The 15,475-nt window shown below is 64.4% G+C and carries 13 protein-coding genes; 3 read left to right on the top strand and 10 right to left on the bottom strand.

Going from position 1 to position 15,475, the window contains the following annotated elements:
- Positions 1–32: 32 nt before the first annotated feature.
- Both H621_RS0113340 and H621_RS0113335 read right to left on the bottom strand, forming a co-directional pair.
- Positions 33–977: a FecR family protein gene (locus H621_RS0113340; RefSeq protein ID WP_028943881.1), complete on the bottom strand. Its 945-nt coding sequence runs from the start codon at positions 975–977 to the stop codon at positions 33–35.
- A gap of 29 nt (positions 978–1,006) precedes the next feature.
- Complete coding sequence (locus H621_RS0113335) at positions 1,007–1,540, bottom strand: RNA polymerase sigma factor (protein ID WP_028943880.1); 534 nt, start codon at positions 1,538–1,540, stop codon at positions 1,007–1,009.
- A 230-nt stretch (positions 1,541–1,770) separates the two neighbouring features.
- Between H621_RS0113335 and H621_RS0113330 the strand changes: the two genes are divergently transcribed.
- On the top strand, positions 1,771–3,162 hold the full coding sequence (locus H621_RS0113330; protein WP_028943879.1) for an L-cystine transporter: 1,392 nt from the start codon (positions 1,771–1,773) through the stop codon (positions 3,160–3,162).
- A 39-nt stretch (positions 3,163–3,201) separates the two neighbouring features.
- Here the strand turns inward: H621_RS0113330 and H621_RS0113325 are convergent, their stop codons facing one another.
- Positions 3,202–3,720 carry a dihydrofolate reductase gene (locus H621_RS0113325; protein ID WP_028943878.1) on the bottom strand — a complete coding sequence of 173 codons (519 nt, stop codon included), beginning with the start codon at positions 3,718–3,720 and terminating at the stop codon, positions 3,202–3,204.
- Between the two features lie 63 nt (positions 3,721–3,783).
- On the opposite strand from H621_RS0113325, the gene H621_RS0113320 reads away from it, so the two are divergent.
- Both H621_RS0113320 and H621_RS0113315 read left to right on the top strand, forming a co-directional pair.
- Complete coding sequence (locus tag H621_RS0113320) at positions 3,784–5,175, top strand: DUF2868 domain-containing protein (protein WP_036989809.1); 1,392 nt, start codon at positions 3,784–3,786, stop codon at positions 5,173–5,175.
- A complete protein-coding gene (locus H621_RS0113315) occupies positions 5,168–6,532 on the top strand; it encodes a GTPase/DUF3482 domain-containing protein (RefSeq protein ID WP_028943876.1) in 1,365 nt (454 codons plus the stop codon). Before H621_RS0113320 ends, H621_RS0113315 begins: the two co-directional genes overlap by 8 nt.
- 30 nt (positions 6,533–6,562) lie before the next feature.
- Here the strand turns inward: H621_RS0113315 and H621_RS0113310 are convergent, their stop codons facing one another.
- The 7 genes from H621_RS0113310 to H621_RS0113280 all read right to left on the bottom strand — a co-directional run bounded on the left by H621_RS0113310 (position 6,563) and on the right by H621_RS0113280 (position 15,407).
- Positions 6,563–7,117, bottom strand: a complete 555-nt coding sequence (locus H621_RS0113310; protein WP_028943875.1) for a phosphonate degradation HD-domain oxygenase — start codon at positions 7,115–7,117, stop codon at positions 6,563–6,565.
- Between the two features lie 10 nt (positions 7,118–7,127).
- Positions 7,128–8,255 (bottom strand): TIGR03364 family FAD-dependent oxidoreductase, encoded by a 1,128-nt coding sequence (locus tag H621_RS0113305; protein WP_028943874.1) that lies wholly within the window; start codon positions 8,253–8,255, stop codon positions 7,128–7,130.
- Positions 8,256–8,329: 74 nt separating this feature from the next.
- Entirely contained in the window at positions 8,330–9,355 is a 1,026-nt protein-coding gene (locus tag H621_RS0113300; protein WP_028943873.1) for a putative 2-aminoethylphosphonate ABC transporter substrate-binding protein, read from the bottom strand.
- A 40-nt stretch (positions 9,356–9,395) separates the two neighbouring features.
- Positions 9,396–11,120, bottom strand: coding sequence for a putative 2-aminoethylphosphonate ABC transporter permease subunit (locus tag H621_RS0113295; protein WP_028943872.1), 1,725 nt, complete (start codon positions 11,118–11,120; stop codon positions 9,396–9,398).
- Between the two features lies 1 nt (position 11,121).
- Positions 11,122–12,186: a putative 2-aminoethylphosphonate ABC transporter ATP-binding protein gene (locus tag H621_RS0113290; protein WP_028943871.1), complete on the bottom strand. Its 1,065-nt coding sequence runs from the start codon at positions 12,184–12,186 to the stop codon at positions 11,122–11,124.
- A gap of 126 nt (positions 12,187–12,312) precedes the next feature.
- Positions 12,313–13,176 (bottom strand): LysR family transcriptional regulator, encoded by an 864-nt coding sequence (locus H621_RS0113285; protein ID WP_028943870.1) that lies wholly within the window; start codon positions 13,174–13,176, stop codon positions 12,313–12,315.
- An 11-nt stretch (positions 13,177–13,187) separates the two neighbouring features.
- Positions 13,188–15,407 (bottom strand): heavy metal translocating P-type ATPase, encoded by a 2,220-nt coding sequence (locus H621_RS0113280; RefSeq protein WP_028943869.1) that lies wholly within the window; start codon positions 15,405–15,407, stop codon positions 13,188–13,190.
- Positions 15,408–15,475: the final 68 nt, after the last annotated feature.

Here is a 15,475-nt window from a genome sequence, read left to right as displayed (position 1 = left end):
CGGGGAAAACCCTGAGAATTTTTTAATTTATTTCAACCTTCGCGCAGCACCCGCACGTACGGGGTGTACTGCTCGGCCCGCAGGCCCAGCGTGTGGGTCAAGGCCTTGAGCACGGCTTGCGGCTTGTCGATCTCGAACACCCCCGACACCTTGCGCTGGCGCAATGCATCGCCAAGCACCAGGGTCCGACCGGGCCAGTAGCGATTGAGTTCATCGACCACTTCGGCCAGCGGCTGCTGTCGGAACACCAGTTGGCGCTGGCGCCAGGCAAATTCGGCAGCACCGTCAAAACCATGCACCGTGCCTAGGCTCACGCCACTGTATTCAACCCCTCGCCCAGGCGCCAACAGCTCCGAGCGGGTGTTGTCGGCGCTGACCTGAACCTTGCCCTGCGCCACACGCACGCGGGTCAGGTCGCCCTGCCGGGCCACGCTGAAGCGGGTGCCCACCACCTTGACCCAGCCGTCGCCGGACCGAATCACAAACGGCCGAGCCGGATCAGGGCTGACATCGAACCAGGCTTCGCCGCGCAACAAGCGCACCCGCCGCTCGCCCTCGCCTAGCTCAACCTGCACGGCGGTATCAGTGTTGAGCTGCAGTTGCGAGCCATCGGCCAGGGCGACGGTCCGGGTTTCCCCGGTGGTAGTGGCATAGTCGGCGCGCCAGCGGTCCGGCCAGGGGCTATAGGCCAGCAGGCCCATCATCAGCAGCACTGCCGCCGCACTGGCCCAGACCCGAGCACGTGGCCGGCGCCAGCGCGCGCGCTGGGCCTGGCGGATCTGCCGGGCCGGTTCGCGCAATGCCCCCAGCAAGTTCAACACCTCGTCCCAGGCCTGCGCCTGGTCAGGGCCCTGGGCCAGCCAGGCGGCAAAGGCCTCGCGCTCAGTGGCGCTGAGGTCCTCGGCCTGCAGGCGGTAGTACCAACCACTGGCTTCAGCGAACAGGTCGTCGGCATCCGTGGCACAAGGGTCGGTCATCGGGGTATCCGTAGCTGCTGGTGGCCGGTTCATCGAGACGGCCCCGACGTATCGCTGAGCAGGCGCGCCTTGATAAAGGCCCGGCAGTCGATCAGCGCACGACGCAATTGGTATTCGACACTACGCGGAGAGATTTTCAGCCGTTCGCCGATTTCCCGGTAGGAGCATTCATCGACATGATAAAGCAGGAAGATATGCCGGGTCGCCTCGGGCAAGGACTCGATGGCCTGGTGCATCAAGGCTTGCTCCTGCTCCACCCACAGCTGCTCTTCAGCGCCGGGTGCATTGCAGGCCAGCGCTTCACTCGGCTCACCGCCGTCCAGGCGCTCGCGACGAATCACCTGGCGCTGATGGTCGCGCACCAGGTTGCTGGCAATGGTGAAGAGGAAGGCGGGCAGGTTGTCGATCTTCTTGTCGGCTGGCAGCCGCGCCAGGCGCAGGAAAGACTCCTGGGTCAGGTCAGCCGCCACCTGAGCGTTGCCAGTACGTCGCGCAACAAAGGCTTCCAGCGCTTTCTTGTGCTCGGCAAACAACCGGGCAATCTGCGTATTCCACGAAGACACGGTACTTCCTGGCGGAGGGTCTCAAAGTGAGCGCACGCTAGCAGAAGATGATATCAATTCGCAATTGATATCCATTTACCTGTAAGACCTGGCTTGTCTCGCGACCAGTTATTCCAAAAACATCTAAACAAATTCCATTTCGATATACATTCGTTCGTTTTCATGCTGTTAGCATTTCCGTTCGCAATCGCACACAGAGGCGATGCCCCCGCTTTTTCTCTGGAGCTTCAATGAATCTGCCGCTGTCTCTCAATCTGCTGGCGTTCCTGGCGTTGCTGCTGGGCCTGGCGCAAACCCGTCATGGCAACTGGAGCCTGGCCAAAAAAGTCCTGGTCGGCCTGATCCTCGGTGTGCTTTTCGGCGGTGCCCTGCACGCCATCTACGGCGCTGGCAATCCGGTGCTCAAAGCCACCATCAGTTGGCTCGACCTGGTCGGCAACGGCTACGTGCAACTGCTGCAGATGATCGTCATGCCGCTGATCTTTGCCTCGATCCTCAGCGCCGTGGCCCGCCTGCACAACGCTTCGTCGCTGGGCAAGATCAGCTTCCTGACCATTGGCACCCTGCTGTTCACCACGGCCATTGCCGCGCTGATCGGTATCGGCCTGACCAACCTGTTCGGCCTGACCGCCGAGGGCCTGGTGGCCGGCACCGCCGAAACCGCTCGGATGCAGGCCATCCAGAGCGACTACGTAAGCAAGGTCGCCGACCTGAATATCCCGCAGTTGCTGCTGTCGTTCATCCCCAGCAACCCGGTGGGCGACCTGGCCCGGGCCAAGCCGACCTCGATCATCAGTGTGGTGATCTTTGCCGTGTTCCTTGGCCTTGCCGCCCTGCAACTGCTCAAGGATGACGCCGACAAGGGCAACCGCGCCCTGGCCGCGATCGACACCCTGCAGGCCTGGGTGATGCGCCTGGTACGCCTGGTGATGAAGCTCACCCCGTACGGCGTGCTGGCGTTGATGACCAAGGTCGTTGCCAGCTCCAACCTGGATGACATCCTCAAGCTCGGCAGTTTCGTGGTGGTGTCGTACATCGGCCTGGGCCTGATGTTCGTGGTGCATGGCGTGTTGCTGGCAATCAGCGGCGTCAACCCGCTGCGCTTCTTCCGCAAGGTCTGGCCGGTGCTGACATTCGCCTTCACCAGCCGCTCCAGCGCCGCCAGCATCCCGCTGAGCATCGAGGCGCAAACCCGCCGCCTGGGCATTCCGCAATCGATCGCAAGCTTCGCCGCCTCGTTTGGCGCGACGATCGGCCAGAACGGTTGCGCCGGCCTGTACCCGGCCATGCTGGCGGTGATGGTCGCCCCTGCCGTGGGCATCAACCCGTTGGACCCGCTGTGGATCGCCACCCTGGTGGCCATCGTGACCCTGAGTTCGGCCGGCGTTGCCGGTGTGGGTGGCGGTGCGACCTTTGCCGCGCTGATCGTGCTGCCAGCCATGGGCTTGCCGGTGGAACTGGTGGCCCTGCTGATTTCGGTCGAGCCGCTGATCGACATGGGCCGTACGGCGCTGAATGTGAACGGTTCGATGACGGCCGGTGCGATTACCAGCCAGATGCTGCAGCAGACCGACAAGACCCTGCTGGAGGCTCAGGAGCACGCGGAACTGACGCACTCCTGATGTGATCGCGGGGCACGTCTCGACGTGCCCCGCGATGCATCAAACCCTCTCCCACACCTCAAAATGGTAAGCCGGCTTCTCTCCTTCAGCCGGATGCTCCTGACTCGACGCCAACGTCCACTGCGCCGCATCAAACTCGGGAAACCACGCATCCCCTTCCGGGCTCAACTCGACCCGCGTCAGGTACAGACGGTCTGCAAGACCGCGTTCGATTGCCTGGGTATAAAGCTGCGCCCCGCCAATCAGCATCAGCTCATCGACACCCTGCGCCAGCGCCCACTGCTCAGCGCGCAGCATAGCCTCATCCAGCGACGCGAACACCTCGGCACCTTCGAGCTGCAACCCCGGCTGACGGCTGACCACCAGGTTCAGGCGCCCCGGCAGGGGCCGGCCAAGCGAGTCCCAGGTCTTGCGGCCCATGATGATCGGCTTGCCCAGGGTAGTAGCCTTGAAATACTTGAAATCCCCCGGCAGGTGCCAGGGCATGCTGTTGTCGATGCCGATCACGCGGTTCTCGGCGAGTGCCGCGATCAGGCTGAGGGGGAGTGATGTTTTCATGCCGGCGAGGATAGCAAAGCCCGTTCTTCGATGCCTGGGTTATGCTTTGGGATCAATTGCTCAATGGAAGACCGTGTGACTGCACTGACTGACCTGGACAAACGCTGGCTCACCGAAGCCGTGCGCCTGCGCGAAGAACATGCAGGCCCGCTGGAAGACCAGGAAGCCAATCGCCGCGCCCGCCAGCACGGCGGCGACCTGCCCACGCGTATCGAGCAGCGCGCCCTGTGGCTGGCCGAGCGCGATGGCATGCGCAGCGCCCTGCAACACTGGAAACAGGGCGCCCGCCTGGCGCTGGCACTGTTGCTGGTACTGGCGGTATTCAGCGGCGCAGGCCTGGCCCTCGCCGCGCTGGGCGACAGCCAGCGGCCGATCAATGTGTTCTGGGCCCTGGGCAGCCTGCTGGGCCTGAACCTGCTGTTGCTGCTGGGCTGGGCACTGGGCTTTTTCTTCGCCGGCGAACAGGTCGCGACCCTGGGGCGGCTGTGGATGTGGCTCAGCGAAAAGTTCGCCCGCGATGCCCAGGCCGCGCACCTGGCCCCCGCCCTGCTGGTGCTGCTGCAACGACAGAAACTCAACCGTTGGCTGCTCGGGCTGTTGGTGCATGGCCTGTGGCTGGTCGCCCTGGCCACGGCGCTGGTCATGCTGCTGATCCTGCTTGCCACCCGGCGCTACGGCTTTGTCTGGGAAACCACCATCCTCGGTGCCAACACCTTCGTCGGCCTGACCCAGGCCCTGGGCGCACTGCCTTCACTGCTGGGGTTCAACGTACCCGACGTCGATATGATCCGCGCCAGTGGCGACAGCCAGCCGGCCCTGGAACTGGCTCGCCAGGCCTGGGCAAGCTGGCTGCTCGGGGTATTGCTGCTGTACGGTATTGTCCCGCGCCTGGCCTTGGCTGCCCTGTGCCTGTGGCGCTGGCGCAGCGGGCGTGAGCGCTTGCAGCTGGACCTCAAACTGCCCGGCTACAGCCAGTTGCGCGAAGCCCTGATGCCCAGCAGCGAACGCCTGGGCGTCAATGATGCCGCGCCCGAAGCGCTGCCGCAGATTGTTCGCAGCGCGGGTGAAGCACACAGCGACGGCGCCCTGCTGGTGGGCCTGGAACTGGACGACCAGCGCCCCTGGCCACCGGCCTTGCCGAAATCGGTCAGCAACGCCGGCATCCTCGACAGCCGCGAGTCGCGCAACAAACTGCTCGAACAACTCAGCCGCTTTCCACCGGCGCGCCTGGCCATTGCCTGCGACCCGCGGCGCTCCCCTGATCGTGGCAGCCTGGCACTGCTCGCCGAGCTTGCGCGTAACGCCAGCGCCACGCGCATCTGGTTGTTGCAGGCATTGCCCGGCCAGGCACTGGACGCCGACCGCCTGGGCGACTGGCACCAGGCGCTGGAACAGCTTGGGCTGGAATACGCCGACAGCGCGCCCTTGAATTGGCTGGAGCATGGCCATGACTAAGCCTCTGAAGCTGGCCGTGGTCGGCCACACCAACGTCGGCAAAACTTCCCTGCTGCGCACCCTCACCCGCGATGTGGGCTTCGGCGAGGTCTCCCATCGCCCCAGCACCACCCGCCATGTCGAAGGCGCACGCCTGTCGGTGGACGGCGAGCCCCTGCTGGAGCTGTACGACACCCCCGGCCTGGAAGATGCCATCGCCCTGCTCGACTATCTGGAACGCCTGGAGCGGCCGGGTGAGCGCCTTGATGGCCCGGCCCGCCTGGAACGTTTTCTCCAGGGCAGCGAGGCGCGCCAGCGTTTCGAACAGGAAGCCAAGGTGCTGCGCCAGTTGCAGGCCAGCGACGCCGGCCTGTACGTGATCGATGCCCGTGAACCGGTACTGGCCAAATACCGGGATGAGCTGGAAGTGCTCGCCGGTTGCGGCAAACCACTGTTGCCGGTGCTCAACTTCGTCGCCAGCAGTGACCACCGCGAGCCGGACTGGCGGGAAGCCCTGGCACGCCTGGGCTTGCATGCCCTGGTACGTTTCGACAGCGTCGCCCCGCCGGAAGATGGCGAGCGACGCCTCTACGAGAGCCTGGCGCTGATGCTGGAAAAGTCTCGCCCGGCGTTACAACGGCTGATCGACGACCAGCAGGCACAACGCCTGGCCCGACAGCTCAGTGCCAAGCGTCTGGTGGCCGAACTGCTGCTCGATTGCGCCGCGTGCCGGCGCAGCGTGGTCACCGAACCTGGTGCAGAAGCGGCCGCCATCGACGCCTTGCGCAAGGACATTCGCCAGCGTGAACAACGCTGCGTCGAGGCGTTGCTCAAGCTCTATGCATTTCGCAAGGACGACGCCAGCGCCAACGAGCTGCCCTTGCTCGACGGACGCTGGGGCGACGACCTGTTCAACCCCGAAACCCTCAAGCTCTTGGGCGTTCGCCTTGGCAGCGGTGTGGCCGCAGGTGCGGCGGCGGGTGCGGGCATCGACCTGCTGGTGGGTGGCATCACCCTCGGCGCGGCAGCACTGGCCGGTGCGATTGCCGGCGGTGCCCTGCAAACGGCGCGCAGCTATGGCTCACGGCTGCTTGGCAAGCTCAAGGGGCAGCGGGAACTGACGGTGGATGACAGCGTGCTGCGCCTGTTAGCCTTGCGTCAGCATCAGCTGATCCAGGCGCTGGACAGCCGCGGGCATGCGGCGGTGGAACGAATCAAATTGAGCGCGCCGCAGGAACAGAGCTGGCGCGAGGGCAAGTTGCCGGAAGCCTTGATCAAGGCACGGGCGCATCCGCAATGGTCGTCGCTTAATCCGGGGGCCAAGGTGAACCAGGTGGAACGTCAGGAGCAGATCGACGCATTGGTACTGGAGCTTTAGACGCTGCTGACTGGGTAGCCGCGCGAACACTCAATGCAAAAGCCCCAGGGCCTTCGTCTTGAGCACCTCCAGGTCAATCACCGGCACATTCATTTCCTTGGCCAGTTCATCCCACTCGCGCATCCGCAGGCTCACTGCGCACAGCGGATCGCGCTCGAAGGCATCGGCTTGTGCTTCGCTCATCACCCCGCCCTGGTATTCAAGTGTGCGCCGGCTGGCTTCGCTCAGCCGCTCGTAATAACCGGGCTTGCGCAGGGTGAGGTAACGCTTGGCCTCGACGTGGTACTGCACCAGGGTCGCCAGGCGCTCACTGAAGCCGCAGCGCCGCAAGTAGTTCGCGCCCACCTGTTCATGGCTGACCACTCCGTAGCCGCCCATGTCACCTTCGGCGCCACCACAGATATGGCCGATGTCGTGGAAGAATGCCGCCAGTACCACCTCATCATCAAAACCTTCATCCAGCGCCAGTTGGGCCGCCTGGGACATGTGCTCCAGCTGCGACACCGGCTCGCCGATGTAATCGTCATCGCCATGCCGCTGGTACAGGGCGAAGATTTCGCTGACAACCTGTTCGGCTGGTCTCATGGTCATCCCCTCATTCGGTTTCGTTCAGTAGTCGAGCGATATGTCGCTCGGCCAGGGCCGGGCCGACGCTCATGCCGACGCCGCTGTGCATCAGTGCCGCACTCACGCCCGGCGCTACCTGCATTAGCGAAAACGGCCCAGGGCCGCCAGAACCATAGACGCCCTGCCAGCGCTCGACCACCTCGATACGACCACCGAGGGTGTGTTCGGCCAGCTCGATCATCCAGTTGTCGACCTGCTCGGCATTGAAGGGTGACACATCGCTACCATAGGCATGGGAGTCGCCGATGATCAGCTCGCCATGGGGCGTGGGGCTGACCAGCAGGTGGATGCCGTGCTCTATCAGGTGCGGGCTATTGGTCTGCAATTGCGCCTTGAGTGCCTGGGCCTGTGGAAGGTCGGCGAAGGCGCCGTAATGGACGCAGCTCAGGCCAGTCAGCAGTGCGTGCTGCAGGTCCAGCCTGAAGCGCGGACGGGCGCGCAACATCTGCAGGCGACACACCCGGGGTTGCAGTGTGGCGATCGGTTCGGCGAGCAGGGTCTGGTAGTCGTGACCCGAGCAGACCACGATCTGGCGGGCGTTGAAATCGCCGGCGGTGGTCGAGACGCGACCAGGCTCGATGCCGCGCACCAGGGTCGAAAAATGGAACTGCACATCCAGTTCCGTTTGCAGGAAGCGGATCAGCGTCGGCAGGGCTTCACGCGAGTACAACTGCTGGTCGTCCAGGCCGCGCAATGCCGCGCGGTGGTGGCGGAACTGGCCGCCGTACAGGTCATTGAGGGCCGCACCCGACAGCAACTCGACCCTGTAGCCATGCTCCACGGCCCGCTCGGTGCAGAACGCTTCGAGCAGTTCCTGCTCAAGGGCGGTGCGGGCGAACAGCAGCGAGCCGTTGCTCTTTACGTCGAAGCCAGCCTGGCGCGACCAGTGCGCCCAGATACCTCGACTGGCCTTGGCCAGTTCGAGCATCTCGCCCGGTGGCTGGCCGGTGACTAGGGCCTGGCCGAAGTTGCGAACCGAGGCGCCAAGCGGGGTGGCGGTACGCTCGAACACCCGCACCTTGAGGCCACGGCGGGCAGCGGCATAGGCGTGGGACAGGCCGAGAATGCCAGCGCCGACGATGAGTAGATCGGTCATGGTAAATCCTTTTGAAATGATCGCGGGGCAAGCCCGCTCCTACCGTAGGAGCGGGTTTGCCCCGCGTTTCGAACTTACTGCTGCGCCACCTTCTCCGATTTGCCGTCATAGCGCTTGCGCCATTCGGCCAGGATGGTGTCGCGGTTCTGCGAAGCCCAGGCGAAGTCGTTCTTGATCAGGCGCTGCTCGTAGTCGGCCGGCAGTTCGGTCTGCGGCTTGGCAATACCTGGCTGGGCAAGTACAGCGAAGTTTTCCTTGTACAGCTCCATCGCCGCCGGGCTCGCCGAGAAGTCCGCCAGGCGCTTGGCGGCAGCTTCATGCTTGCTGCCCTTGAGCACGGCGGTGGCTTCGATTTCCCAGCCCAGGCCTTCCTTCGGCAGGACGATGTCCAGCGGCGCGCCCTGGCGCTTGAGCTGCACGGCCGGGTACTCGAACGAGATACCGATCGGGAACTCACCGGCGGCCGCCAGCTTGCACGGCTTGGAGCCGGAGTGAACGTACTGGCCGATGTTCTGGTGCAGGTCGTCCATGTACTGCCAGCCCTGTTTCTCACCGAAGGTCTGCAACCAGGCGCTGACATCCAGGAAGCCGGTGCCGGAGGACGCCGGGTTCGGCATGACGATCTTGCCCTTGTACTCAGGCTTGGTCAGGTCTTGCCAGCTCACCGGCTTGGTCAGGCCCTGCTTTTCGGCTTCGATGGTGTTGAAGCAAATGGTGGCAGCCCAGACGTCCATGCCGACCCAGGCTGGTGGGTTGGCGGCATCGCGGTAGTTGCCGCCGATCTTGTCGAGGTCTTTCGGTGCGTAGCTTTGCAGCATGCCCTGCTGGTCGAGGATCGCCAGGCTGGAGGCGGCCAGGCCCCATACGGCATCGGCCTGCGGACGGTCTTTCTCGGCCAGCAGCTTGGCGGTGATGATGCCGGTGGAATCACGCACCCACTTGATTTCGATATCCGGGTTGGCCTTTTCGAAGGCCTGCTTGTAGCTCTTGAGCTGTTCGGCTTCGAGCGCGGTGTAGACCGTCAGCTGGGTATCGGCGGCAGTGGCCTGCAGGCTGAACGCAGTGAGGACGGCAGCGGCAAGAGCAAGTGGCTTGAACATGATGCGGTTCCTTTGAACGGTACAGGGTTGGGTAAGGCAATCAGTTGCCCGGCGCGCGCTGGCGCCAGGCTTGGGAGCGTTGCAACAGGCCGCGCGAGGCCCAGGCCAGGAGCAGCGAAACGGTGGCACTGGTGAGCAGGATCAGGGTCGACATGGCCGCCGCGCCGCCAACGTTGCCGGCATCGTCCATGTTCAACACGGCGACGGCGGCGAGGATGGTGTCGGGGCTATAGAGGAAGATCGCCGCCGAGACCGTGGTCATCGCCGAGACGAACAGGTAGCGGACGATGTCCAGCAGCGCCGGCAGGCAGATCGGTACGGTGACCCGCAGGAAGTGTCGGTACAGCGGTGCCTTGAGTGACAGCGCGGCGGCCTCGAATTCGCCGTCGAGCTGGCGCAGGGCGGTGGTCGCAGTCATGTTTGCGGTAGTCAGGTAGTGGGCGATGGTGCACACCACCAGCAGCGCCATGCTGCCGTAGAACACATGCAGGGGGTTGCTGGTCAGGTTGAAGAAAAACACATAGCCCAGGCCCAACACCAAGCCCGGTACCGCCATCGGCACGAAGCTGAGCAGTCGCAGCACCAGGTTCAGCGAGCGCTGGCCCTTGGTCTTTTCCATCAGGTAGGCGCCGGTGAAAATCACTGCACTGCCGATCAGCGCCGCGCACAGGGCCATGGTCAGGCTGTTCTGGTAGGCCAGCCAGCCACCGCCGGCGGTTTCGTCAAACTGGTAGTGCTTGAGCGACAACGTCATGTTGTAGGGCCAGAAGGTGACCAGCGACGAGTACACCGCCATGCCCACTACCAGCAGCAATACCGCGCAGACCATCACCACCACCGCCAGGAACCAGGCATCGCGACGACGCGACGGCTGCGGCTGGAACACCTGGGCACGGCCACTCATCGAGTCGCCCTGGCGGCGGCGCAGCCAGGCATCGACAGTGAAGCTCAGCAGCGCCGGCACCAGCAGAACCATGCCGATCAGGGCACCGCGACCGAACTGCTGCTGGCCGACCACCGCCTTGTAGGCTTCCAGCGCCAGCACCTGATAGTCGCCGCCCACGACAACCGGCACGCCGAAGTCGGTGATGGTCAGGGTGAACACCAGGCAGAAGGCGGCGAACACGGCCTGGCGAGTGGCCGGCCAAGTGATGCTGCGAAAGGCACGCCAAGGGCCCGCGCCCATGCTCGATGCGGCATCGAACAGACGCGCGTCGGCCAGCGACAGCGCCGAGAGCAGGATCATCAAGGCATGGGGAAAGGTGTAGATGGCTTCGCCCAGGACAATGCCCCAGAAGCCGTAGATATTGTCGCTGAGCAGGCTGCGCAGCAGCCCCTGGTTGCCGAACAGGTACACCAGGGCAATGGCCGGCAGCATCGACGGTGCCAGCAGCGGCAGCAGCGAGATACCCCGCCAGATACGCTTGCCGGGGATCAGCGTGCGCTGCAGCGCATAGGCGAACAGATAGGCCAGCGGCACGACGATGGCCGCGACGCTGAGCGACACCTTCAGGCTGTTGCCCAGCAACCAGTGGAAGTTGGCGCTGGCAAACAGTTCACGCGCGGCCACCAGGCCACCGCCCTGCCCGGCATCGCTGCTGAAACCGCGCCAGAAGATCGCCATCAACGGCATCAGCACGGCAACGGTGAGCAACAGCAGCAGCAACCACTTGCCGCCGACCACGAACAGTCGATCACCCAGAGAGGCGCCGGAGCGCTGTACTGCCTTCGCGTGCGCGATCGGCATGGTCATTGGCGCGGCCATCTCAGGCAAACACCTGCAGGCTGCGCGGTGGCAGGGCTACCCAGATGTCCTGGGAACCCAGGCGCGGCATCGATTCGGGTGCCACTTCAGCCAGCAAGGCATGGCCGGGCAGCTCATTGAATTCAAAGCTCATGCGGCAGCGGTTGCCGAGGAAGGTGATCTCGCGCACTCGCGCCGGGAACAGGTTTTCTTCATGCACCGGCGGGTTGACGCTGATCGCCTCGGGGCGGCAGAACAAACGACCGCTGCGAGCCTGGCCGGCACCGTCGGCCAGGCGCATGTTCAAGGCGCCGACCTGGGCGTGGCTGTCGCTGTGGCGCTGGAACGGCAGCCAGTTGCCCTGGCCGACGAACTCGGCCACGAACGGTGTGGCCGGCTTGTCGTAGATGTCCTGGGGCGTGGCGTACTGCTCGACCTGGCCATTGTTCATCACGGCAATGCGGTCGGCCATGAGCATGGCTTCGTCCTGGTTGTGGGTCACCATCAAGGTGGTGATACCGAGCTGGCGCTGCAGCTGGCGCAACTCGGTACACAGGTGCTCGCGAACTCGCGCATCGAGGGCCGACATCGGCTCGTCGAGCAGCAGCAGCGACGGCGCCGGTGCCAGGGCGCGGGCCAGGGCCACACGCTGTTGCTGGCCACCGGAAAGCTGGCCGGGGTACTTTTTCTCGCTGCCCGACAGGCCCACCAGTTCCAGCATCTGCGCCACGCGCTGGCGAACTTCGTCACGCCCGCTGCCGGCCAGACCGTAAGCGATATTGGCCTCGACAGTCAGGTTGGGGAACAGCGCATACGACTGGAACAGAATGCCGTAGTCACGGGCCTGGGGCGGCAGGTCGGAGATGTCGCGATCGCCGATGTACAGGGTGCCACGGTCTTGGCGTTCAAGGCCGGCGATGCAGCGCAGTAGTGTGGTCTTGCCACAGCCGGACGGGCCGAGCAGGCACACCAGTTCACCAGCGGCGATGTCGAGGGAGACATCCTGCAGGGCGGTAAAGGCGCCGAAGCGCTTGTGGATACCGCGCACTTTCATTTGTGCGCCTGGGTTTGCGACCGGAGTGTTCATGGCAGGACCTCATCGAACGAATGAGGGCCATGCTAGGGGCCGATTGCGAAGGTTCTGTGGCTGGGAAGCAAAAGCTGCCGATACTGGTATAGGCAGATTTGGGTGTAGGCGCGGGCTTGTCCGCGCCTACAGGGCTGCCACTTCCTGGGCTACACCCAGGAAGGCGGCAGGCAGGCGCGCCTGGCGCCGTTCCTTCAAGCAATACAAGTACTCATGCATCACCGGCGCGTTCTCCAGCGCCAGCACCCGCAGCTCCGGGTTGTGCGGTACTTCATGGCGGGCAATGAGGCTGATGCCGATATTGCGCAGCACCGCTTCGCGAATCGACTCACGGCTGCCGATCTCCAGCATCGAGCCCACCTTGACGCCCGCCTCTGCCAGCATCTGCTCGGTCAGCTTGCGCGTGGTCGAACCCTGCTCGCGCACCAGCAGGCAATGCCCGGCCAGTGCCGACAGCGGCAGCGATTCGCGGCTGGCCAAAGGATGATTGCGGTGCACCGCGACCACCAGCGGATCGGTGCCCAGCACCCGACGCACCAGGCGGGTGTCTTCCAGCAATTGCGAGGAGGCGGCAAGGTCGACGCGGTAGTCTTCCAGCAACTCCAGCACCTGCTGGGAGTTGCCGATCTCCACCGAGACGTCGACCTGCGGCAGGCGCTCGCGAAAGATCTTCACCAGGTCGAGGATGTAGTACGGCGCGGTGGCAGCGATGCGCAAACTGCCCTGGGCCTGGCCGCTGTTGCGCAGGAAGAACTCGATGTCGGCCTCCTGCTGCAGCAGCGCCTTGACCATCGGCAGCAGCCGGGTGCCGTCGTCACTCAGGGTCAAGCGCCGGCCGCCGCGGTAGAACAGCTCCACCGCGTACTGGCTTTCCAGGTTGCGGATCTGGGTGGTGACCGTCGGTTGGCTGAGCCCAAGTTTCTTCGCCGCCAAAGTGATGCTGCCCAGGCGGGCAACCATGTAGAAGGCTTTCAACTCGGAACTCAACATACATCCTCGATTTACTTACGCAGCAGACGCAAACCGTTGAACACCACCAACAAGCTCACGCCCATGTCGGCGAACACCGCCATCCACATGGTTGCCATGCCGGCAAAGGTGATCGCCAGGAATATCGCCTTGATCCCCAACGCCAGCACAATGTTCTGGGTGAGGATCGCCGCACTGTGACGCGAGAGCCTGACGAAGGCGGGGATTTTGCGCAAGTCATCATCCATCAACGCCACGTCGGCGGTCTCGATGGCCGTGTCGGTACCGGCTGCCGCCATGGCAAAACCGATCTCGGCCCGCGCCAGTGCCGGGGCATCGTTGATACCATCGCCGACCATGCCAACCCGATGGCCCTGCGCATACAGGTCCTCGATGGTCTTGAGCTTGTCGGCGGGCAGCAGGTTGCCATGGGCCTGGTCGATCCCCACCTGGGCGGCGATGGCTTGGGCAGTGTGGGGATTGTCGCCGGTGAGCATGACAGTCTTGATACCCAGCTCATGCAACTCGGCTATGGCCTGGCGACTGCTTTCCTTGACCGTATCAGCCACCGCGAACAGGGCCAGCGGGCCGGACTTGTCGAGCAGCAGCACGACGGTCTTGCCCTGGCGTTCCAAGGCGTCGAGCTGTGCTTCGAGCTGCGGTGAACACAGGCCCAGCTCTTCGACCAGACGATGGTTGCCCAGGTGATACAACTTGCCGTCGATTTCCCCGCGCACGCCTCGGCCGGCCAGGGCTTCAAAAGCGCTCACTTCACTGAAGGCCAGTTGCTGCTCGCCAGCGAACACCGCAATGGCGCGCGATACCGGGTGATCGGAGCGCTCGGCAAGGCTTGCCGCCAGTGCCTGGGCGCGGCCTTCGAACAGCGGGTCAAGCACCATATGGTCGGTTTGCACTGGCTTGCCATGGGTGATGGTGCCGGTCTTGTCCAGGGCCAGGAAGTCGAGCTTGCGCCCGCCTTCCAGGTACACCCCGCCCTTGACCAGGATGCCCTTGCGCGCCGCTGCGGCCAGGCCGCTGACGATGGTCACCGGGGTCGAAATCACCAGGGCGCACGGGCATGCCACCACCAGCAACACCAGGGCACGGTAGATCCAGTCGAACCAGGCACCGGCCATGAACAGTGGCGGAATCACAGCCACTGCCAGGGCAAACGCAAACACTGCCGGGGTGTAGATGCGCGAGAACTGATCGACGAAGCGCTGGGTCGGCGCCCGCGCGCCCTGGGCTTCTTCCACCGCCTTGATGATCCGCGCCAGGGTCGATTGCCCTGCCGCTGCCGTCACCCGGTACTCCAGGGCGCCGGCCTGGTTGATAGTGCCGGCAAACACCTTGTCGCCCGGGCCCTTCTCCACCGGCAGGCTCTCGCCGGTGATGGGTGCCTGGTCGATGCTCGACTGGCCGCTGACCACCTCGCCATCCAGGCCGATTCGCTCACCAGGGCGCACTCGCACCAGGGCACCGAGGGCGACCTGCTTGACCTCCAGCTCACGCCACTGGCCGTCGGCCTGCTGTACGGTGGCCATGTCCGGGGTCAACTGCATCAGGCCGCCGATGGCATTGCGCGCGCGGTCCAGCGAGCGCGCCTCGATCAACTCGGCGAGGGTGAAGAGCACCATCACCATGGCCGCTTCCGGCCACTGGCCGATCAGCACGGCGCCGGTCACGGCGATGCTCATCAGCGCGTTGATGTTGAGGTTGCGGTTCTTCAGGGCGATCCAGCCCTTTTTGTAGGTGCTCAGGCCACAGCTCAGAATCGCCACCAGGGCGAGCACCGCCACCACCCAGTCGGGTGCCACCTCGGCAAAGTGAACGCCCTCGGCGGCCAGCGCGGCAACGCCCGCCAAGGCCAGCGGCCACCAGTGCTTTTTAGCCGGTGCGGGTGCGGCGGCAGGTTCTTCGCTGCTTTCGACCAGGGGCTCGGCCTGCATGCCCAGCGAGGCAACGGCCTGCTCGATTTCCCGGGTGTCGGCATGGGTATGGCGCACCCCGAGGATACGATTGATCAGGTTGAATTCCAGCTGTTCGACGCCTGCCAGCTTGCCCAGTTTGTTCTGGATCAGGGTCTGCTCGGTCGGGCAATCCATTGCCTCGATGCGAAAGCGGCTCAGGCGCGCGTCGCTGCTGGCCGCCTCGCTCAACTGCACCAGGGCGGGTGCGGCGTCGTGGGAGCAGCAACTGTGGGCGTGCTTGGCGTGGTCATGGGGCGCTTTGGGGCTGACAGGCTGGTTCATGAGTTCATCCTTAAATGTCCTGTTGCCAAGTGAACACCCTGTAGCCACTATAGGGTCAAGCCACCTGT

It is taken from the genome of Pseudomonas vranovensis DSM 16006, from assembly GCF_000425805.1.
Classification (GTDB): domain Bacteria; phylum Pseudomonadota; class Gammaproteobacteria; order Pseudomonadales; family Pseudomonadaceae; genus Aquipseudomonas; species Aquipseudomonas vranovensis.
This window is presented reverse-complemented; position numbering and strand designations above follow the sequence as displayed.

What these genes read in the sequence shown, in the direction of transcription:
- H621_RS0113340 (WP_028943881.1), bottom strand. Translation starts at nt 977, where the DNA reads ATGACCGACCCTTGTGCCACGGATGCCGACGACCTGTTCGCTGAAGCC.
- H621_RS0113330 (WP_028943879.1), top strand. Translation starts at nt 1,771, where the DNA reads ATGAATCTGCCGCTGTCTCTCAATCTGCTGGCGTTCCTGGCGTTGCTG.
- H621_RS0113325 (WP_028943878.1), bottom strand. Translation starts at nt 3,720, where the DNA reads ATGAAAACATCACTCCCCCTCAGCCTGATCGCGGCACTCGCCGAGAAC.
- H621_RS0113320 (WP_036989809.1), top strand. Translation starts at nt 3,784, where the DNA reads ATGGAAGACCGTGTGACTGCACTGACTGACCTGGACAAACGCTGGCTC.
- H621_RS0113315 (WP_028943876.1), top strand. Translation starts at nt 5,168, where the DNA reads ATGACTAAGCCTCTGAAGCTGGCCGTGGTCGGCCACACCAACGTCGGC.
- H621_RS0113310 (WP_028943875.1), bottom strand. Translation starts at nt 7,117, where the DNA reads ATGAGACCAGCCGAACAGGTTGTCAGCGAAATCTTCGCCCTGTACCAG.
- H621_RS0113305 (WP_028943874.1), bottom strand. Translation starts at nt 8,255, where the DNA reads ATGACCGATCTACTCATCGTCGGCGCTGGCATTCTCGGCCTGTCCCAC.
- H621_RS0113300 (WP_028943873.1), bottom strand. Translation starts at nt 9,355, where the DNA reads ATGTTCAAGCCACTTGCTCTTGCCGCTGCCGTCCTCACTGCGTTCAGC.
- H621_RS0113295 (WP_028943872.1), bottom strand. Translation starts at nt 11,120, where the DNA reads ATGGCCGCGCCAATGACCATGCCGATCGCGCACGCGAAGGCAGTACAG.
- H621_RS0113290 (WP_028943871.1), bottom strand. Translation starts at nt 12,186, where the DNA reads ATGAACACTCCGGTCGCAAACCCAGGCGCACAAATGAAAGTGCGCGGT.
- H621_RS0113285 (WP_028943870.1), bottom strand. Translation starts at nt 13,176, where the DNA reads ATGTTGAGTTCCGAGTTGAAAGCCTTCTACATGGTTGCCCGCCTGGGC.
- H621_RS0113280 (WP_028943869.1), bottom strand. Translation starts at nt 15,407, where the DNA reads ATGAACCAGCCTGTCAGCCCCAAAGCGCCCCATGACCACGCCAAGCAC.